Source organism: Tunturibacter empetritectus (assembly GCF_040358985.1).
In the GTDB taxonomy this organism is placed as follows: Bacteria; Acidobacteriota; Terriglobia; order Terriglobales; family Acidobacteriaceae; genus Edaphobacter; species Edaphobacter empetritectus.
Genome location: NZ_CP132932.1, coordinates 2312670 through 2336396, shown reverse-complemented (window position 1 = coordinate 2336396; position 23727 = coordinate 2312670). Strand labels below are relative to the sequence as shown.

Sequence of the window (23727 nt, the reverse complement as noted above, 5' to 3'; positions counted from 1 at the left end):
AAATGGCAAAGCTTGGCTTTTTAGGATTGGGGATTATGGGTGGCCCAATGGCTCTTCGTCTGATCGAGGCCGATCATCAGGTGGCTCTTTGGTCGTTCAGCGAGGGAAAAGTTGCTGCTTTGGTTAACAAAGGCGGCATCGCATGCTCCACTCCGGCCGACGTTGCGCGCCAGAGCGACTGTACCTTCCTCTGCGTAGGCGATACCGAGATGTCCCGCAGTGTCATCCTCGGCGCAGATGGTCTGGCCGAAGGAGCAGCCGCCAGGTCGATCATCGTCGACTGCAGCACCATTGCCCCCTCTGCAAGCCGCGCTATCGCCGCCGAACTGGCCAAAAAGGACATCAGCTTTCTCGACGCGCCCTGTACCGGCTCCAAAGCCGGAGCAGAAGGGGGCACACTGACTTTTATGGTCGGTGGGCCAAAGGATATCTTCGAAAAAGTCCGCCCGTACTTTGAGGTGATGGGAAAGCTTTTGTACTACTGCGGAGAAGCAGGCATGGGACTTCACGCCAAGCTGTCGCAAAATATGATCCTTGGCAACCTGCTCCAGGCCTTCAATGAGAGCATCGTCCTGAGCACAAAAGCCGGCGTCGATCCCGAGATGATGCTCGATATCCTTAACAACAGCGCGGCTAAATCTGGCCTGCTCACCGCAAAAGCCCCTATGGTCTTCGCCAGAAACTTCACCACCAACTTCTCCGTCAAGTGGCTCGAGAAAGATATGGAGCTGATGCTGGAGTCTGCGGCTGAGCTCAACGTCCCGGCGCCCTTGACCTCGCTCTCGCGGCAGCTCTATCGCGCCGCAATCGCCAAGGGCTTCGGCGAGGACGACATCTGCGGCTCCATCCGGCTGCTGGAAGACATCACAGGCACCACAGTGGCAAGCCGTCCCAAGACATAGATACCAAAGACGCTGAAAACGGCCACAAAGAATCACGAGATCTCGGCCAGCGACAATTGGGATCGCTGATAAGGAAGCCGCTAGAACCGGCCCCGGAAGAGCCGTGGACTTTTAAGCGCTCATCTGTCGGACGCAGTTAGATTTTTTGGCTCTCTAATACAGATGCGACCGCGCAGTCTTGCGACAAATCCCCGCCGTTGAGATCCTCCAACGGATCTCCGGGGACTACGTTGCAGGTTCTAACAAAAAACCCGGGCCGCTCAAAGCTTCGATGGCATTCCGCAGACCAACACTGGCGTCCATGGCTTCGCGCCTCTGACACTTCTGTGTCAGTAGCTGGAAACATTTCCATGTTTTGGGTAAAAATGCCTGCATTTTGCGGGGTTTATGCTGCCACCTTTGGACTATGGATGAGAAGCCTCGGCTAAGTGATGCTAGTGAGGAGCAAAGGAGGCCAATAACTCTCTCATGCAGTTCCATTCTCTATCAGCGAAGATGCAGGCCTGATGAGAGCGTCACGAGAGTTCCTGGTCTCTTCGGGGTCCTAGCAGTACCAACATAGTTCTCGCCTCAGGAAGTTCTTAGCAGAAAACCAGCGCAGGAGTCGAAAGTGGCCACCATCCACCCACCCTTCTGCGTAAGGCGCACCTGTCTGCCTGGAAGCTTCTTGTCACGTCACTAGTCGTCACGGAGATAAGCATGTCGTCACACCGCGCCAAAGTCAAAAGCTGCCTGGCAATCGTCAAGTCCAGCTTCCGTTCCTTCTCAAAGTCTTTCACGGCTTTGACGGCTTTCTCTTTGGCGATGTCTGCTTCTCTTGCGTTTGCCCAGAGTGCCACGACGACGTCGCTCTCGGTGACGCCGATTAGCGCCGCGAACGGATCCGTACTGGCCATGACGGCGACGGTCAAAGCGGGTGCGACACCGGTCTCAGGCGGAGTAGTTACCTTCCTGGACACCTACAACAGCATCAGCAGAGTACTTGGCAGCGTCCAGGTGCAATCCGTGTCGGGCACCGCCGTTTTGCAGCAGGAGTTTGGCGGAGTTGGCAGTCACTCCATCATGGCGGTCTTCGGTGCGATCCAGGCCTATTCGTCTTCGTCTGATGTTCAAAGTGTAACTATTACAGGAACTTATCCCACAACCACCAGTCTCGTTCAGACCTCGGCCGGAACCACTCCACCGTTTTCGCTTACCGCAACCGTGACAGGAACAGGGAGCACCAACAGCTTCCCCGTCGGAAATATCTCCCTCCTGGACACGTCAAACGCCAACTATCTCATCGTCACTCCCCCTCCTGCCCTTGGCTCAGGCGTGTCCGGGCAGCAGACTGTAGCGGGCAGCACTTCGCCGGTAACGGTAGGCAGCGGCCCTCAGAGCATCGCTTCTGGCGACTTCAACGGCGATGGCTTCATCGATCTCGCAGTTCTGAACAGCAACGATAGAACTGTCTGGATTCTCTTCGGTGACGGTGCAGGCGGGTTCACCGCTTCCCCAACCAAGCTGACTACCGGCAACGGTCCCGTCGCCATCGTCGCAGCCGACTTTAATCAGGATGGCAAACTCGATCTGGCTGTCGTCAACAGCGCAGACGGAGCCGTCGCCATCTATCTCGGTGGAATTAACGGTACATTCAGCGCCCCTTCAACCTATTCCATCCCAGGCGTCTTCCTCGAAGTCACCACCCCAACCTCGTTGGTAGTTGGAGACTTCGACGGAGACGGAAAGCCTGACCTCGCGGTAGCCCAGAGCGCCACGCTTCTTGATCTGGTCCCGGTAAACGGTGTCGTGGACATCATGCTGGGAGATGGGTCCGGCGCATTTCCTGCTGCGAACGTCTCTCAAGTCAACGTCGGAACCAATCCAACCGCGATCGTCGCTGGCTACTTTAACGCCGGCGGCAATCTTGACTTTGCCGTTACTAACAAATCGAGCAACACCATCAGCGTCATGCTCGGCAACGGAAACGGCAGCAGCTTCACCCAGGCCACAGGGTCGCCAATCTCCACCGGAAATGGAACCGCTCCTAACTCGCTCGTTGCCGCGGATATCAATGGCGATGGCAAACTGGACCTTGCGGTGACCTACAGCAGCACAAAGAAGATCGGGATCTTCCGCGGCAACGGAGCAGGCGCCTTCGCCGTGCAGGCTACCTTGCTTTCCACCGGAACCACCCCCACCTCGATCGTCGCAGGAGACTTCAACGCCGATGGAAATGTCGACCTCGCTGTTGCCAACTCCGGACAGACCACAGCGAGTCTGTTCCTTGGAAACGGTGACTTCACCTTTCAGACGCCGACGACTCCTACCGTAGCGAAGACCCCTATCGCCGTCGCCTCGGCAGACTTTAATGGCGACGGTACCAGTGACCTCGCAATCGCCAACAACGGCAGCAAGAGCGTGAGCATTTTGCTCAATCAGGTCACCGACACGGCGAGTGTCTCTTTCACCGGCGTCACCATTCCCGGCAGCGGCAACCACAATATCCTTGCTTCCTTCCCGACTAATCTGGACTTTGCCGCAAGCAAGTCCGCCACCCTGTCCCTGGCAGCGACGAAGATCTCTACCTCGACCCTGCTCAGCGCCACCAACTCAGCGCCGGCTTTTGGTCAACAGATCGTCATCACTGCAATGATTCAGCCTTCTTTGGTGGGAGCGCTGACTCCGGGTGGAACCGTCACCTTCAAAGACAACGGCAACACCCTTGGCACCGCCATCACCGTGTCCGGCGGCGTCGCGACGTTGTCCACTGCAAGCCTCACAATCGGCGTGAACAACATCACGGCGTCCTACTCGGGCGACACTAATTTTGTCGCCAGCGCCGCTGTTACCCCTCTCGTCATAACCGTGGGTCCGGCAACTCCAGTCATCATCTGGGCTACTCCAGCGGCCATCAGCTATGGCACCCTGCTGTCCTCTACACAACTCAACGCTACGACGACGGCACCCGGAACCTTCTCCTACAATCCAGCTCCTTACACCCTGCTCGCAGTCGGCAACTATACGCTGACTGCCACCTTCACTCCGAGCAACACGAACTACACTCCGTTGACCACCACTGTCACCCTCACGGTAAACCCAGCGAATCCTCAGATCAGTTGGCCCTCGCCCGCGGCCATAACCTATCCCACGCCGTTGAGCAATATCCAGCTCGACGCGACGGTGGCTGTCTACACGCCGGTCCCGTTGACCTCGTACTACAACATCAACGCGATCTACAGCAATGGCACGCACTTTGCCAGTGGCTTTGATCAAAGCGGGAATGCTTACTCGTCGAATCTGCTGGGAACGTCCGTCACCTGGAACAACATCACCTACCAGTTGGGACCCGCCAACGCACTCGATGGAGTCGCCGGTCTAAGCAGCACAGGAACGACCGTGACCATCCCTCTTCCGGCTGGATACTACGCCAGCCTCAATATGCTTGGCGCGATGGTCAACAACACGACCGCGGCGAACCCATTCATCATAACGTATACCGACGGAACAACCTCGACCTATACGCAGAGCCTGAGCGACTGGGTCTATCCGTTGAACTGGCCTGGCGAAACGGAAGTCACCTGCGTCCCGTTCCGCAACACCTCCACTGGTGGCCAGGACGCCCACTTGACCTGCGTCTATGGCTATCAGATCCCGCTTAATAGCTCAAAGATTGTTCAGAGTGTCACGCTCCCCGCATGGCAGGGACCAGGAGATGTCTCGATCCTCGCCATGGATCTTGTCTCCCCGCCGGTGCCAGGCGCGCTGGTCTACAACCCAGCTCTGGGCGCGGTACTTCCAACTGGAGAAAATACTCTTTCAGCCACATTCACTCCCACGGACCAGACCGATTACACGGGCGCTTCCGCGAGTGTGCAACTACTCGTTAATCCCTCGAACGCCACAACGCTGGTCTGGCCTACGCCCGCACCCATCGTCTACGGAACAGCACTCAGTGCGACACAACTTAATGCAGTCGCACAGACAACACCAGGAACGACCTCCGTTTCGCTCTCGTCCTACTATCGCGTCAACGCCTTTGAGACCGATGGATCGACCTTCTCTACTGGAGGCTTCGATAACGGTGGAAATGCCTACTCAGCCACCCTCCTTGGCTCTTCCGTTGTGTGGAACGGGCAGACGTATGCACTAGGTCCCGCGAATGTTCCGGATGCCGTCACGAGCACGACGATTGCCTTGCCTCAAGGGAATTTTGTTAGCTTGTCACTGATTGGTGCGGCGACCACAGGGGGACAGACCGCACAGCCTTTCACAATTACCTATACGGATGGCACCACCGCAACCACAAAGATCAGCCTCAGCAGTTGGCTGGTTAATCAAGGTTACCCTGGCGAATCCTTTGTTGCGGTCACCGGATACTACAACAATGGCAGCGGAGGTCGAGTAACAGGGCAACAAGCCGACCTGTACGGATATCAAATAGCCCTCGATAACACGAGGACCGTACAAAGCATCACCCTCCCGAACAATCGCAACGTCGTCATTGTGGCGATGGGACTCAACACATCGTCTACTCCAACGGTAGTGCCAGGCACCTACGCCTACACTCCGGCTGCCGGAGTGGTTCCTGCGGTCGGTACCATTCCACTCAAAGTTGTGTTTACCCCGACCAACCCGAACTTCGGGACAGCAACAAAGACCGTCAACCTCGTCGTCACCAAACAGGCGCTTCTCTTCACCGCCAACAATGAGACTGTGGTCTACGGAACGGCAGTTCCCCCCTATACCTACTCGGTCACGGGCTACGTCAACGGCGACACCGCCGCGACAGCCTTCACCGGAAATCCTTCTCTGACGACGACCCCGGCAGCTCCCACAGCCGCAGGCACCTACACCATCACGCCCGCCACCGGCTCCCTCGCGTCCTCAAACTATAGTCTGACCTTCGCCACCGGATCGCTCACCATCACGAAAGCCACACCGGGGATCAACTGGTCGAACCCGGCCAACATCACGTATGGTACGGCCCTCGTCCAAAGCAGCACGGGCCAGCTGAACGCTACCGTCTCCGGGTCGATCCCAGGTACCTTCTCTTACAGCCCAGCCGCGGGCACCGTACTCCCTGCCGGCCCCCAAACCCTCACCGTCACCTTTACTCCGACTGACACCACCGACTACACCACGGCAACTGCTTCCGTTCAAATAATCGTCAATCAACGCAACCTGACGGTTACTGCCAGCAGCTACACCATCCCGTATGGCACGGCTGACCCCGCATACGCGGCCACCATCACAGGCTTCGCCACTGGCGACACGCAAGCCAACTCCACCACCGGCACTCCGTCTCTGACCACCAATCCCGCGGCTCCCTCGGCTCCGAACACCTACACCATCACCGCTGCACCCGGGACCCTCGCCTCTACGAACTACACCTTCACCTACGCCCCCGGAACCCTCACCATCACCAAGGGCACTCTCACCGTCACCGCCGGCAACGCCACCCGCGTTTACGGATCGGCTAATCCCACCTTCTCCGCCACCGCGACCGGAGCCGTGAACAGCGATACCTTCACCTTCGCTGAGACCACCACCGCCACCGCGACCAGCCCAGTCGGCCCCTACAACATCGTTCCGACTGCCTCAGGCACCAACCTCGCAAACTACAACGTCACCTACATCAACGGAACCCTCACCGTCACCAAGGCCCCCCTCGTCGTAACAGCCAGCAGCTACACGATCCCGTATGGCACCGCTGACCCAACCTATGCCGCCACGATCACCGGCTTCGTCAACGGAGACACCACCGCCACCGCCACCACCGGCACTCCGTCGCTGACAACCACCCCAGCGGCTCCCTCGGCTCCGAACACCTACACCATTACCGCTGCACCGGGAACCCTCGCCTCCACGAACTACAGCTTCACCTACGTCGCCGGCTCCCTCACCATCACCAAGGGCACTCTCACCGTCACCGCAGGCAATGCCACCCGCGTTTACGGCGCAGCTAACCCCACGTTCACCGCCTCCGCCACTGGCGCCATGAATGGTGACAGCTTCACCTTCTCAGAGACCACCGCCGCCACCGCCACCTCGCCAGTGGGTCCCTACAACATCGTCCCCACCGCCTCAGGCACCAACCTCGCCAACTACAACGTCGTCTACGTCAACGGCACCCTCACCGTCACCGCGGCTAACCTCACGGTCACCGCCAGCAGCTACACCATCCCCTACGGCACCGCAGACCCGGCCTACACCGCAACCATTACCGGCTTCGTCAACGGCGACACCGCTGCCACAGCCACCACCGGCACTCCGTCTCTGACCACCAATCCCGCGGCTCCCTCTGCTCCGAATACCTACACCATCACCGCTGCACCCGGGACCCTCGCCTCTACGAACTACACCTTCACCTACGCCCCTGGAACCCTCACCATCACCAAGGGCACTCTCACCGTCACCGCCGGCAACGCCACCCGCGTATACGGACAAGCTAACCCACCCTTCACCGCCTCCGCCACCGGCGCTGTAAACGGTGACTCCTTCACCTTCTCCGAGACCACCACCGCCACCGCGACCTCGCCAGCCGGCCCCTACAACATCGTTCCGACTGCCTCAGGCACCAACCTCGCAAACTACAACGTCGTCTACATCAACGGAACCCTCACCGTCACCAAGGCCAGCCTCACGGTAACGGCGAACAGCTACACCATCCCATACGGCACCACAGATCCGACCTACACCGCCACGATCACCGGCTTCGTCAACGGAGACACGACTGCCACAGCCACCACTGGCACTCCATCCCTCACCACTACCCCCGCAGCCCCATCAGCCGCTAACACCTACACCATCACCGCTGCAGCGGGAACCCTCGCCTCTACGAACTACACCTTCACCTACGCCCCCGGAACCCTCACCATCACCAAGGGCACTCTCACCGTCACCGCAGGCAACGCCACCCGCGCCTACGGAGCAGCGAATCCAACCTTCTCCGCAACCGCCACAGGCGCCGCGAGCGGTGATACCTTCACCTTCTCCGAGACCACCACCGCCACGACGACCAGCCCAGCCGGAACCTACAATATCGTTCCTACTGCTTCGGGCACCAACATCGGCAATTACAACGTCGTCTACGTCAACGGAACCCTCACTGTCACTGCAGTCAACCTCACGGTCACCGCCAACAGCTACACCATTACCTACGGCACCGCCGACCCAACCTATACGGCAACCATCACCGGCTTCGTCAACGGTGACACCGCTGCCTCAGCCACCACCGGCGCTCCGTCCTTGACCACCACCCCGGCAGCTCCCGCAGCCGCTAACACTTACACCATCACTGCCGCACCAGGCACACTCGCCTCCACCAACTACACCTTCACCTACGTCAACGGCTCCCTCACCATCAACAAGGGAAGCTACACCATCACCTGGGCCAGCCAGTCCATCGTCTACGGTACCGCCATCGGAGGCGCCACCGGCATCAAGGCCACCGCCTCCATCCCCGGCAGCTTCTCCTATAGCCCTGCCGGAGTCCTCCCCGTAGGCCCAGCCGTCACCGTCACCGCCACCTTCACCCCCACCGACACCACCGACTACGCCGGCCAGACCGCCTCCGCCCAGATCACCGTCACCCCCGCCGTCCTCACCGTCACCGCCAACAACGCCACCCGCGCCTACGGTCAGGCGGACCCCACCTACACCGATAGCATCACCGGCCTGGTCAACGGCGACACCCTGGCTACCGCGGTCACCGGAGCCGCCTCGCTCACCTCCACCGACACCGCCACCTCCCCGGTAGGCTCCTACCCCATCACCGCCGCCGCAGGAACCCTCGCCGCCAAGAACTACACCTTCCTCTACGCCCCGGGAACCCTCACCATCACCCAGGCCACCGGATCCAGCTACACCATCACCTGGGCCAACCAGTCCATCGTCTACGGCACCGCCATCGGCGGCGCCACCGGCATCAAGGCCACCGCCTCCATCCCGGGCAGCTTCTCCTATAGCCCTGCCGGAGTCCTCCCCGTAGGCCCAGCCGTCTCCGTCACCGCCACCTTCACCCCCACCGACACCACCGACTACGCCGGCCAGACCGCCTCCGCCCAGATCACCGTCACCCCGGCTGTCCTCACCGTCGCCGCCAGCAACGCCACCCGCGCCTACGGTCAGGCGGACCCCACCTACACCGATAGCATCACCGGCCTGGTCAACGGCGACACCCTGGCTACCGCGGTCACCGGAGCCGCCTCGCTCACCTCCAGCGACACCGCCACCTCCCCCGTTGGCTCCTACCCCATCACCGCAGCCGCAGGAACCCTCGCCGCCAAGAACTACACCTTCACCTTCAACCCCGGAACCCTCACCATCACCCAGGCCACCGGATCCAGCTACACCATCACCTGGGCCAACCAGTCCATCGTCTACGGCACCGCCATCGGCGGCGCCACCGGCATCAAGGCCACCGCCTCCATCCCGGGCAGCTTCTCCTATAGCCCTGCCGGAGTCCTCCCCGTAGGCCCAGCCGTCACCGTCACCGCCACCTTCACCCCCACCGACACCACCGACTACGCCGGCCAGACCGCCTCCGCCCAGATCACCGTCACCCCCGCCGTCCTCACCGTCACCGCCAGCAACGCCACCCGCGCCTACGGTCAGGCGGACCCCACCTACACCGATAGCATCACCGGCCTGGTCAACGGCGACACCCTGGCTACCGCGGTCACCGGCTCCGCCTCGCTCACCTCCAGCGACACCGCCACCTCCCCCGTTGGCTCCTACCCCATCACCGCAGCCGCAGGAACCCTCGCCGCCAAGAACTACACCTTCCTCTACGCCCCGGGAACCCTCACCATCACCCAGGCCACCGGATCCAGCTACACCATCACCTGGGCCAACCAGTCCATCGTCTACGGCACCGCCATCGGCGGCGCCACCGGCATCAAGGCCACCGCCTCCATCCCGGGCAGCTTCTCCTATAGCCCTGCCGGAGTCCTCCCCGTAGGCCCAGCCGTCTCCGTCACCGCCACCTTCACCCCCACCGACACCACCGACTACGCCGGCCAGACCGCCTCCGCCCAGATCACCGTCACCCCCGCCGTCCTCACCGTCACCGCCAACAACGCCACCCGCGCCTACGGTCAGGCGGACCCCACCTACACCGATAGCATCACCGGCCTGGTCAACGGCGACACCCTGGCTACCGCGGTCACCGGAGCCGCCTCGCTCACCTCCACCGACACCGCCACCTCCCCCGTTGGCTCCTACCCCATCACCGCCGCCGCAGGAACCCTCGCCGCCAAGAACTACACCTTCCTCTACGCCCCGGGAACCCTCACCATCACCCAGGCCACCGGATCCAGCTACACCATCACCTGGGCCAACCAGTCCATCGTCTACGGTACCGCCATCGGCGGCGCCACCGGCATCAAGGCCACCGCCTCCATCCCCGGCAGCTTCTCCTATAGCCCTGCCGGAGTCCTCCCCGTAGGCCCAGCCGTCACCGTCACCGCCACCTTCACCCCCACCGACACCACCGACTACGCCGGCCAGACCGCCTCCGCCCAGATCACCGTCACCCCCGCCGTCCTCACCGTCACCGCCAACAACGCCACCCGCGCCTACGGTCAGGCGGACCCCACCTACACCGATAGCATCACCGGCCTGGTCAACGGCGACACCCTGGCTACCGCGGTCACCGGCTCCGCCTCGCTCACCTCCAGCGACACCGCCACCTCCCCGGTAGGCTCCTACCCCATCACCGCCGCCGCAGGAACCCTCGCCGCCAAGAACTACACCTTCCTCTACGCCCCGGGAACCCTCACCATCACCCAGGCCACCGGATCCAGCTACACCATCACCTGGGCCAACCAGTCCATCGTCTACGGCACCGCCATCGGCGGCACCACCGGCATCAAGGCCACCGCCTCCATCCCCGGCAGCTTCTCCTATAGCCCCGCCGGAGTCCTCCCCGTAGGCCCAGCCGTCACCGTCACCGCCACCTTCACCCCCACCGACACCACCGACTACGCCGGCCAGACCGCCTCCGCCCAGATCACCGTCACCCCGGCTGTCCTCACCGTCACCGCCAACAACGCCACCCGCGCCTATGGTCAGGCGGACCCCGCCTACACCGATAGCATCACCGGCCTGGTCAACGGCGACACCCTGGCTACCGCGGTCACCGGCTCCGCCTCGCTCACCTCCAGCGACACCGCCACCTCCCCCGTTGGCTCCTACCCCATCACCGCAGCCGCAGGAACCCTCGCCGCCAAGAACTACACCTTCACCTTCAACCCCGGAACCCTCACCATCACCCAGGCCACCGGATCCAGCTACACCATCACCTGGGCCAACCAGTCCATCGTCTACGGTACCGCCATCGGCGGCGCCACCGGCATCAAGGCCACCGCCTCCATCCCGGGCAGCTTCTCCTATAGCCTTGCCGGAGTCCTCCCCGTAGGCCCAGCCGTCACCGTCACCGCCACCTTCACCCCCACCGACACCACCGACTACGCCGGCCAGACCGCCTCCGCCCAGATCACCGTCACCCCGGCTGTCCTCACCGTCGCCGCCAGCAACGCCACCCGCGCCTATGGTCAGGCGGACCCCGCCTACACCGATAGCATCACCGGCCTGGTCAACGGCGACACCCTGGCTACCGCGGTCACCGGCTCCGCCTCGCTCACCTCCAGCGACACCGCCACCTCCCCCGTTGGCTCCTACCCCATCACCGCAGCCGCAGGAACCCTCGCCGCCAAGAACTACACCTTCACCTTCAACCCCGGAACCCTCACCATCACCCAGGCCACCGGATCCAGCTACACCATCACCTGGGCCAACCAGTCCATCGTCTACGGCACCGCCATCGGCGGCGCCACCGGCATCAAGGCCACCGCCTCCATCCCCGGCAGCTTCTCCTATAGCCCTGCCGGAGTCCTCCCCGTAGGCCCAGCCGTCTCCGTCACCGCCACCTTCACCCCCACCGACACCACCGACTACGCCGGCCAGACCGCCTCCGCCCAGATCACCGTCACCCCCGCCGTCCTCACCGTCACCGCCAACAACGCCACCCGCGCCTACGGTCAGGCGGACCCCACCTACACCGATAGCATCACCGGCCTGGTCAACGGCGACACCCTGGCTACCGCGGTCACCGGCTCCGCCTCGCTCACCTCCACCGACACCGCCACCTCCCCCGTTGGCTCCTACCCCATCACCGCCGCCGCAGGAACCCTCGCCGCCAAGAACTACACCTTCCTCTACGCCCCGGGAACCCTCACCATCACCCAGGCCACCGGATCCAGCTACACCATCACCTGGGCCAACCAGTCCATCGTCTACGGTACCGCCATCGGCGGCGCCACCGGCATCAAGGCCACCGCCTCCATCCCCGGCAGCTTCTCCTATAGCCCTGCCGGAGTCCTCCCCGTAGGCCCAGCCGTCTCCGTCACCGCCACCTTCACCCCCACCGACACCACCGACTACGCCGGCCAGACCGCCTCCGCCCAGATCCCCGTCACCCCCGCCGTCCTCACCGTCACCGCCAACAACGCCACCCGCGCCTACGGTCAGGCGGACCCCGCCTACACCGATAGCATCACCGGCCTGGTCAACGGCGACACCCTGGCTACCGCGGTCACCGGCTCCGCCTCGCTCACCTCCAGCGACACCGCCACCTCCCCGGTAGGCTCCTACCCCATCACCGCCGCCGCAGGAACCCTCGCCGCCAAGAACTACACCTTCACCTTCAACCCCGGAACCCTCACCATCACCCAGGCCACCGGATCCAGCTACACCATCACCTGGGCCAACCAGTCCATCGTCTACGGCACCGCCATCGGCGGCGCCACCGGCATCAAGGCCACCGCCTCCATCCCCGGCAGCTTCTCCTATAGCCCTGCCGGAGTCCTCCCCGTAGGCCCAGCCGTCTCCGTCACCGCCACCTTCACCCCCACCGACACCACCGACTACGCCGGCCAGACCGCCACCGCCCAGATCACCGTCACCCCCGCCGTCCTCACCGTCACCGCCAGCAACGTCACCCGCGCCTACGGAGCCGCTGACCCCGCCTACACCGATAGCATCACCGGCCTGGTCAACGGCGACACCCTGGCTACCGCGGTCACCGGCTCCGCCTCGCTCACCTCCAGCGACACCGCCACCTCCCCCGTTGGCTCCTACCCCATCACCGCAGCCGCAGGAACCCTCGCCGCCAAGAACTACACCTTCACCTACAACCCCGGAACCCTCACCATCACCCAGGCCACCGGATCCAGCTACACCATCACCTGGGCCAACCAGTCCATCGTCTACGGCACCGCCATCGGCGGCGCCACCGGCATCAAGGCCACCGCCTCCATCCCGGGCAGCTTCTCCTATAGCCCTGCCGGAGTCCTCCCCGTAGGCCCAGCCGTCACCGTCACCGCCACCTTCACCCCCACCGACACCACCGACTACGCCGGCCAGACCGCCTCCGCCCAGATCACCGTCACCCCGGCTGTCCTCACCGTCACCGCCAACAACGCCACCCGCGCCTATGGTCAGGCGGACCCCGCCTACACCGATAGCATCACCGGCCTGGTCAACGGCGACACCCTGGCTACCGCGGTCACCGGAGCCGCCTCGCTCACCTCCAGCGACACCGCCACCTCCCCCGTTGGCTCCTACCCCATCACCGCAGCCGCAGGAACCCTCGCCGCCAAGAACTACACCTTCACCTTCAACCCCGGAACCCTCACCATCACCCAGGCCACCGGATCCAGCTACACCATCACCTGGGCCAACCAGTCCATCGTCTACGGTACCGCCATCGGCGGCACCACCGGCATCAAGGCCACCGCCTCCATCCCCGGCAGCTTCTCCTATAGCCCTGCCGGAGTCCTCCCCGTAGGCCCAGCCGTCTCCGTCACCGCCACCTTCACCCCCACCGACACCACCGACTACGCCGGCCAGACCGCCTCCGCCCAGATCACCGTCACCCCCGCCGTCCTCACCGTCACCGCCAACAACGCCACCCGCGCCTACGGTCAGGCGGACCCCACCTACACCGATAGCATCACCGGCCTGGTCAACGGCGACACCCTGGCTACCGCGGTCACCGGCTCCGCCTCGCTCACCTCCACCGACACCGCCACCTCCCCCGTTGGCTCCTACCCCATCACCGCCGCCGCAGGAACCCTCGCCGCCAAGAACTACACCTTCCTCTACGCCCCGGGAACCCTCACCATCACCCAGGCCACCGGATCCAGCTACACCATCACCTGGGCCAACCAGTCCATCGTCTACGGTACCGCCATCGGCGGCGCCACCGGCATCAAGGCCACCGCCTCCATCCCCGGCAGCTTCTCCTATAGCCCTGCCGGAGTCCTCCCCGTAGGCCCAGCCGTCACCGTCACCGCCACCTTCACCCCCACCGACACCACCGACTACGCCGGCCAGACCGCCTCCGCCCAGATCACCGTCACCCCCGCCGTCCTCACCGTCACCGCCAACAACGCCACCCGCGCCTACGGTCAGGCGGACCCCACCTACACCGATAGCATCACCGGCCTGGTCAACGGCGACACCCTGGCTACCGCGGTCACCGGCTCCGCCTCGCTCACCTCCACCGACACCGCCACCTCCCCCGTTGGCTCCTACCCCATCACCGCAGCCGCAGGAACCCTCGCCGCCAAGAACTACACCTTCACCTTCAACCCCGGAACCCTCACCATCACCCAGGCCACCGGATCCAGCTACACCATCACCTGGGCCAACCAGTCCATCGTCTACGGTACCGCCATCGGCGGCGCCACCGGCATCAAGGCCACCGCCTCCATCCCCGGCAGCTTCTCCTATAGCCCTGCCGGAGTCCTCCCCGTAGGCCCAGCCGTCACCGTCACCGCCACCTTCACCCCCACCGACACCACCGACTACGCCGGCCAGACCGCCTCCGCCCAGATCACCGTCACCCCGGCTGTCCTCACCGTCACCGCCAACAACGCCACCCGCGCCTACGGTCAGGCGGACCCCACCTACACCGATAGCATCACCGGCCTGGTCAACGGCGACACCCTGGCTACCGCGGTCACCGGAGCCGCCTCGCTCACCTCCAGCGACACCGCCACCTCCCCGGTAGGCTCCTACCCCATCACCGCCGCCGCAGGAACCCTCGCCGCCAAGAACTACACCTTCCTCTACGCCCCGGGAACCCTCACCATCACCCAGGCCACCGGATCCAGCTACACCATCACCTGGGCCAACCAGTCCATCGTCTACGGCACCGCCATCGGCGGCACCACCGGCATCAAGGCCACCGCCTCCATCCCCGGCAGCTTCTCCTATAGCCCCGCCGGAGTCCTCCCCGTAGGCCCAGCCGTCACCGTCACCGCCACCTTCACCCCCACCGACACCACCGACTACGCCGGCCAGACCGCCTCCGCCCAGATCACCGTCACCCCGGCTGTCCTCACCGTCACCGCCAACAACGCCACCCGCGCCTATGGTCAGGCGGACCCCGCCTACACCGATAGCATCACCGGCCTGGTCAACGGCGACACCCTGGCTACCGCGGTCACCGGAGCCGCCTCGCTCACCTCCAGCGACACCGCCACCTCCCCCGTTGGCTCCTACCCCATCACCGCAGCCGCAGGAACCCTCGCCGCCAAGAACTACACCTTCCTCTACGCCCCGGGAACCCTCACCATCACCCAGGCCACCGGATCCAGCTACACCATCACCTGGGCCAACCAGTCCATCGTCTACGGCACCGCCATCGGCGGCACCACCGGCATCAAGGCCACCGCCTCCATCCCCGGCAGCTTCTCCTATAGCCCTGCCGGAGTCCTCCCCGTAGGCCCAGCCGTCTCCGTCACCGCCACCTTCACCCCCACCGACACCACCGACTACGCCGGCCAGACCGCCTCCGCCCAGATCACCGTCACCCCCGCCGTCCTCACCGTCACCGCCAACAACGCCACCCGCGCCTACGGTCAGGCGGACCCCACCTACACCGATAGCATCACCGGCCTGGTCAACGGCGACACCCTGGCTACCGCGGTCACCGGAGCCGCCTCGCTCACCTCCACCGACACCGCCACCTCCCCCGTTGGCTCCTACCCCATCACCGCCGCCGCAGGAACCCTCGCCGCCAAGAACTACACCTTCCTCTACGCCCCGGGAACCCTCACCATCACCCAGGCCACCGGATCCAGCTACACCATCACCTGGGCCAACCAGTCCATCGTCTACGGCACCGCCATCGGCGGCACCACCGGCATCAAGGCCACCGCCTCCATCCCGGGCAGCTTCTCCTATAGCCCTGCCGGAGTCCTCCCCGTAGGCCCAGCCGTCACCGTCACCGCCACCTTCACCCCCACCGACACCACCGACTACGCCGGCCAGACCGCCTCCGCCCAGATCACCGTCACCCCCGCCGTCCTCACCGTCGCCGCCAACAACGCCACCCGCGCCTTCGGTCAGGCGGACCCCACCTACACCGATAGCATCACCGGCCTGGTCAACGGCGACACCCTGGCTACCGCGGTCACCGGAGCCGCCTCGCTCACCTCCAGCGACACCGCCACCTCCCCCGTTGGCTCCTACCCCATCACCGCAGCCGCAGGAACCCTCGCCGCCAAGAACTACACCTTCCTCTACGCCCCGGGAACCCTCACCATCACCCAGGCCACCGGATCCAGCTACACCATCACCTGGGCCAACCAGTCCATCGTCTACGGCACCGCCATCGGCGGCACCACCGGCATCAAGGCCACCGCCTCCATCCCGGGCAGCTTCTCCTATAGCCCTGCCGGAGTCCTCCCCGTAGGCCCAGCCGTCACCGTCACCGCCACCTTCACCCCCACCGACACCACCGACTACGCCGGCCAGACCGCCTCCGCCCAGATCACCGTCACCCCCGCCGTCCTCACCGTCACCGCCAACAACGCCACCCGCGCCTACGGTCAGGCGGACCCCACCTACACCGATAGCATCACCGGCCTGGTCAACGGCGACACCCTGGCTACCGCGGTCACCGGCTCCGCCTCGCTCACCTCCAGCGACACCGCCACCTCCCCCGTTGGCTCCTACCCCATCACCGCAGCCGCAGGAACCCTCGCCGCCAAGAACTACACCTTCCTCTACGCCCCGGGAACCCTCACCATCACCCAGGCCACCGGATCCAGCTACACCATCACCTGGGCCAACCAGTCCATCGTCTACGGTACCGCCATCGGCGGCGCCACCGGCATCAAGGCCACCGCCTCCATCCCCGGCAGCTTCTCCTATAGCCCTGCCGGAGTCCTCCCCGTAGGCCCAGCCGTCACCGTCACCGCCACCTTCACCCCCACCGACACCACCGACTACGCCGGCCAGACCGCCTCCGCCCAGATCACCGTCACCCCCGCCGTCCTCACCGTCACCGCCAACAACGCCACCCGCGCCTACGGTCAGGCGGACCCCACCTACACCGATAGCATCACCGGCCTGGTCAACGGCGACACCCTGGCTACCGCGGTCACCGGCTCCGCCTCGCTCACCTCCAGCGACACCGCCACCTCCCCGGTAGGCTCCTACCCCATCACCGCCGCCGCAGGAACCCTCGCCGCCAAGAACTACACCTTCCTCTACGCCCCGGGAACCCTCACCATCACCCAGGCCACCGGATCCAGCTACACCATCACCTGGGCCAACCAGTCCATCGTCTACGGCACCGCCATCGGCGGCACCACCGGCATCAAGGCCACCGCCTCCATCCCCGGCAGCTTCTCCTATAGCCCCGCCGGAGTCCTCCCCGTAGGCCCAGCCGTCACCGTCACCGCCACCTTCACCCCCACCGACACCACCGACTACGCCGGCCAGACCGCCTCCGCCCAGATCACCGTCACCCCGGCTGTCCTCACCGTCACCGCCAACAACGCCACCCGCGCCTATGGTCAGGCGGACCCCGCCTACACCGATAGCATCACCGGCCTGGTCAACGGCGACACCCTGGCTACCGCGGTCACCGGCTCCGCCTCGCTCACCTCCAGCGACACCGCCACCTCCCCCGTTGGCTCCTACCCCATCACCGCAGCCGCAGGAACCCTCGCCGCCAAGAACTACACCTTCACCTTCAACCCCGGAACCCTCACCATCACCCAGGCCACCGGATCCAGCTACACCATCACCTGGGCCAACCAGTCCATCGTCTACGGCACCGCCATCGGCGGCACCACCGGCATCAAGGCCACCGCCTCCATCCCGGGCAGCTTCTCCTATAGCCCTGCCGGAGTCCTCCCCGTAGGCCCAGCCGTCACCGTCACCGCCACCTTCACCCCCACCGACACCACCGACTACGCCGGCCAGACCGCCTCCGCCCAGATCACCGTCACCCCCGCCGTCCTCACCGTCACCGCCAACAACGCCACCCGCGCCTTCGGTCAGGCGGACCCCACCTACACCGATAGCATCACCGGCCTGGTCAACGGCGACACCCTGGCTACCGCGGTCACCGGAGCCGCCTCGCTCACCTCCACCGACACCGCCACCTCCCCCGTTGGCTCCTACCCCATCACCGCCGCCGCAGGAACCCTCGCCGCCAAGAACTACACCTTCCTCTACGCCCCGGGAACCCTCACCATCACCCAGGCCACCGGATCCAGCTACACCATCACCTGGGCCAACCAGTCCATCGTCTACGGCACCGCCATCGGCGGCACCACCGGCATCAAGGCCACCGCCTCCATCCCCGGCAGCTTCTCCTATAGCCCTGCCGGAGTCCTCCCCGTAGGCCCAGCCGTCACCGTCACCGCCACCTTCACCCCCACCGACACCACCGACTACGCCGGCCAGACCGCCTCCGCCCAGATCACCGTCACCCCCGCCGTCCTCACCGTCACCGCCAACAACGCCACCCGCGCCTATGGCAGTGCCAACCCAACATTTACCGGAGCCATTACCGGCGCAGTCAATAGCGACACTTTCACCGAGAGCTTCTCAACAACCGCCATCACCAGCTCTCCCGCAGGAACCTACCCCATCGTTCCTGCCCCAGTCGGCACCGCTCTGTCGAACTACACCGTCAATGTCACCAACGGAACTCTCACTGTCGGCAAAGTGACTCTGACCGTCACCGCCGCGAACGCCACCCGAGCCTACGGCGCCAACAACCCAACCTTCTCTGCATCCGCAGCCGGCGCGCAGAACGGTGACACCTTCACCTTCACCGAGACCACCACCGCCACTTCCGCTTCGCCCACTGGAATCTACTCCATCGTCCCAGTCGCTAGCGGAGCCAATCTCTCCGACTACAACGTCGTCTACGTCAATGGAACACTCACCATCACCCAGGCCACACTCACCGTCACCGCCGCCGACGCTAATCGCGCCTTCGGAGCCGCCAACCCGACGTTCTCCGCATCCGCAACCGGCGCAGTTAGCGGCGACACCTTCACCTTTACCGAAAGCACTCCCGCCACCACCTCATCCCCCGTCGGCACCTATCCCATCATCCCCGTCGCATCCGGCACGAATATCGCGAACTACAACGTCGTCTACGTCAACGGAACCCTTACCGTCGGCCAGGCTACGCTCACCGTCACCGCCGCTAACGCCACCAGGGCTTACGGCGCCGCCAACCCGACGTTCTCCGCATCCGCAACCGGCGCAGCCAATGGCGATACCTTCACCTTTGCCGAAACCACCACGGCCACCACCACTTCATCTGTCGGAAACTACCCCATCGTTCCCTCAGCATCCGGCACGAATATCGCGAACTACAACGTCGTCTACGTCAACGGAACGCTGACCGTCGGCCAGGCCACGCTCACCGTCACCGCCGCCAGCGCCACTCGAGCCTACGGCGCAGCCAACCCCACCTTCTCCGCCTCCGCCAGCGGCGCACAGAACAGCGACACCTTCACCTTCACCGAAACCACCACGGCCACCACCTCCTCCTCTGCAGGCACGTATCCAATCGTCCCCGCTGCCACCGGCACCAACATCGGCAACTACAACGTCGTCTACGTCAACGGAACCCTTACGATCAATAAGGCGACTTTGACCGTCACGGCAGCCGATGCTAACCGCACCTACGGTGTAGCCAATCCCGCCTTCTCCGCATCCGCCACCGGCGCGCAGAACGGCGACACCTTCACCTTCACCGAAAGCACCTCCGCAATCGTCAGTTCGCCTCCGGGCACTTACGCGATCGTTCCCGTCGCCACAGGCGCCAACCTCAGCAACTACACGGTCACCTACAACAACGGGACCCTCACCATCGGCAAGGCGACTCTGACCGTCACCGCAGCTGACGCCAGCCGAGCCTACGGTGTAACCAATCCCGCCTTCTCCGCCACCGCAACCGGTGCACAGAACGGCGACACTTTCACCTTCACCGAGAGCACCTCAGCCACCACAAGTTCAGCTCCCGGCACCTATCCGATCGTTCCCGTCGCCTCGGGCGCCAATATCAACGACTACACAGTCGTATACGTCAACGGAACGCTCACCATCGGCAAAGCCACGCTGACCGTCACCGCAGCTGACGCCAGCCGCGCTTACGGGGCAGCGAACCCAGCCTTCTCCGCAACAGCAGCCGGCGCGCAGAACGGCGACACCTTCACCTTCACCGAAAGCACCTCTGCCACGGCGAGTTCACCAGTCGGCAACTATCCCATCGTTCCCTCTGCCGCCGGGGCAAATCTTTCGAACTATACCGTCGTCTACGTCAATGGAACTCTCTCGATCGGCCAGGCCACACTGACTGTTACAGCAGCCAGCGCCAGTCGAGCCTACGGCGCTCCGAACCCAACCTTCTCCGCAACAGCGGCCGGTGCTCAGAATGGTGACACCTTCACCTTCACCGAAAGCACCCCAGCAACCGTAGCGTCCGCTCCTGGCACCTACGCCATCATCCCGGTAGCCACTGGCGCCAATATCGCCAACTACACCGTCGTATACGTCAACGGAACCCTCACCGTCACGAAAGCAACGCTGACCGTCACTGCAGCTGATGCCAACCGCACCTACGGAACGCCAAACCCAGCCTTCTCTGCCTCCGCAACCGGGGCACAGAACGGCGATACCTTCACCTTCACCGAAAGCACCCCGGCAACCATAGCGTCCGCCCCTGGCACCTACGCCATCATCCCGGTAGCCAGTGGCGCCAATATCGCCAACTACACCGTCGTATACAACAACGGCACGCTCACCATCGGCAAGGCAAGCCTGACCGTTACCGCAGCCGACGCCAACCGTACCTACGGAACGCCAAACCCAGCCTTCTCTGCCTCCGCCACCGGCGCGCAGAACGGGGATACCTTCACCTTCACCGAAAGCACTCCGGCGACCATAGCGTCCGCCCCCGGCACCTACGCCATCATCCCTGTAGCCGCAGGCGCCAACATCAGCGACTACAACGTAACCTACGTCAACGGAACTCTCACCATCGGCAAGGCAACCTTGACCGTCACCGCAGCCGACGCCAGCCGCGCTTACGGTGCAGCGAACCCAACCTTCAACGCTTCCGCCACCGGCGCGCAGAACGGCGACACCTTCACCTTCAGCGAAACAACCTCTGCAACCGCCGCGTCCCCTGTTGGAACCTACGCCATCGTTCCCACCGCAACAGGCGCCAACATCAACGACTACAACGTCGTCTACACCAACGGGACACTCACCGTCACTCAAGTTACTCTCACCGTCACAGCCACAAGCGCTAGCAGAACATACGGCGCCGCGAACCCAACCTTCTCCGCCACTGCGGCTGGCGCAGTCAACGGTGACACCTTCACCTTCACGGAGAGCACCACCGCCACCGCGACCTCCCCTGTCGGAACTTACGCCATCGTTCCCCTGGCCTCTGGCACCAACCTCAGCGACTACAACGTCATCTATGACAACGGAACCCTCACAGTAACCCAAGCCACCCTCAACGTCCTCGCTGCAGACGCGAACCGCACCTATGGTTCTCCGAACCCGCCATTCTTCGCATCCGCAACCGGCGCACAGAACGGTGACACCTTCACCTTCAGCGAAACCACCTCTGCAACCGCCGCGTCCCCGGTTGGAACCTACGCCATCGTTCCCACCGCGACAGGCACCAACCTCGCCGATTACAACGTCGTCTACACCAACGGGACTCTGACCGTAGGCAAGGCGAACCTCACCATCACAGCCGCTGACGCAAACCGCACCTACGGATCTCCTAATCCCGCCTTCTCCGCGTCGGCTACGGGAGTCGAGAACAACGACAGCTTCACCTTCACGGAAACCACTATCGCCACCGCCTCATCGCCCGTTGGTACTTATCCGATCGTTCCCTCGGCCATCGGGGCAAACCTCAGCAACTACACCGTGACGTACGCCAACGGAACCCTCACCATCGGCCAGGCAATGCTGACCGTCACAGCCGGAAGCACCAGCCGCATCTACGGCTCTGCAAACCCCGTCTTCTCGGCAACCGCCCTTGGCGCAGTCAATGGTGACACCTTCACCCTCACCGAGAGCACCAACGCAACTCCGTCATCCCCGATCGGCAACTATCCCATCGCGCCTGTCGCCACCGGCACAAATCTCAGCGACTACAGCGTGACCTACATCAACGGAACTCTCACCGTCACCCAGGCAACCCTGACCGTCACCGCCACCAACGCGAGCCGCGAATATGGAATAGCGAATCCCGGCTTTACGGCCACCGCTGTGGGCGCAGTCAACGGCGATACCTTCACACTCACCGAAAGCACCCTGGCTACGATCTCCTCACCGATCGGAACCTATCCCATCGTCCCCGCAGCCTCCGGCACCAACCTCAGCGACTACAACGTCGTCTACGTCAACGGGACCCTCACCATCAGCCAGGCCACACTCATCGTCACCGCCAACAGCTTCACCAAGCTCTACGGCTCGCCCAACCCCGTCTTTACCGGCACCATCACCGGCGCGCTGGATGGCGATACCTTCACCGAAATCTTCTCCAACTCCGCAAGCACGCTCTCTCAACCAGGACAGTACCCCATCATTCCTGCTGCAACCGGAACCAACGTCACCGACTACCTCCAGACCGTACAGAACGGAATGCTGACCATCACCAAGGCACCCGCCATCACCACGCTGAGCCTCAGCACAACCAGCACCGTCTTCGCTCTGCCAGTCACCTTTACTGCCAACGTCGCCTCCACAACCTCCGGAACACCGACTGGAACCGTCACCTTCTTTGACAACGGCAACCAGGTCAACACAGCTACCCTCAACAGCAGCGACGTTGCCACCTTCTCCACTACGGCCCTCTCTGTAGGCGTCCATACCATCACCGCCATCTATAGCGGAGACGCTAACTTCAACTCAAGCACAGCCTCCGCCGCATCCGGTGCGAACACCATCAACGTCGCGCCTCTCGACTTCACCATCGTCCTCACCAGCGCCCAGACCGTCGAAGGCATCTACGGCACCACCCGCCTGTACACCTTCCATGTCTCTCCCACCGGCGGATACTACCCCGGCGTCATCAACCTCTCTGCCAGCCCGACCGGCCCCATCCTCGCCACCTACACCTTCTCGCCCTCGACCATCGCCCAGTACGCCGGCCCAACCGACATCACCCTCACCGTCGCAACCCGCAAGCTCGCCTCACTCGAGTCGCCACAGGATCGCTCGCGCCGGCTCTCCCACATCGCGCTCGGCCTCTTCCTCCTTCCGCTCCTCGGCCTGCGCTACTCGCGTCGTTCCAGCCGCAAGCTCACCCGCCTCATCATCCACTCGCTGCTCATCCTGTCCTCTCTCGGAGCTATCGGAACACTCACCGGTTGCGGATCAGGTTACTTCGACCGCACCTACCCGATAGTTGTAACCGCCAACAGCAACGGAATACAGCACACTGTAAACGTGGATTACCACATCGACCAGTCCCCACAGTAAAAAGCGC

The 23727-nt window shown here is 63.8% G+C and carries 2 protein-coding genes; both read left to right on the top strand.

What is annotated here, in order from left to right; all coding sequences use genetic code 11:
- Positions 1–2 precede the first annotated feature (2 nt).
- Positions 3–902, top strand: a complete 900-nt coding sequence (locus tag RBB75_RS09655; protein ID WP_179640671.1) for an NAD(P)-dependent oxidoreductase — start codon at positions 3–5, stop codon at positions 900–902.
- Between the two features lie 699 nt (positions 903–1601).
- On the top strand, positions 1602–23720 hold the full coding sequence (locus tag RBB75_RS09650) for an MBG domain-containing protein (RefSeq protein ID WP_353070302.1): 22119 nt from the start codon (positions 1602–1604) through the stop codon (positions 23718–23720).
- Positions 23721–23727 lie beyond the last annotated feature (7 nt).

Excerpts from the sequence above, each read along its gene's own strand:
- RBB75_RS09655 (WP_179640671.1), top strand. The coding sequence starts at position 3 with ATGGCAAAGCTTGGCTTTTTAGGATTGGGGATTATGGGTGGCCCAATG.
- RBB75_RS09650 (WP_353070302.1), top strand. The coding sequence starts at position 1,602 with ATGTCGTCACACCGCGCCAAAGTCAAAAGCTGCCTGGCAATCGTCAAG.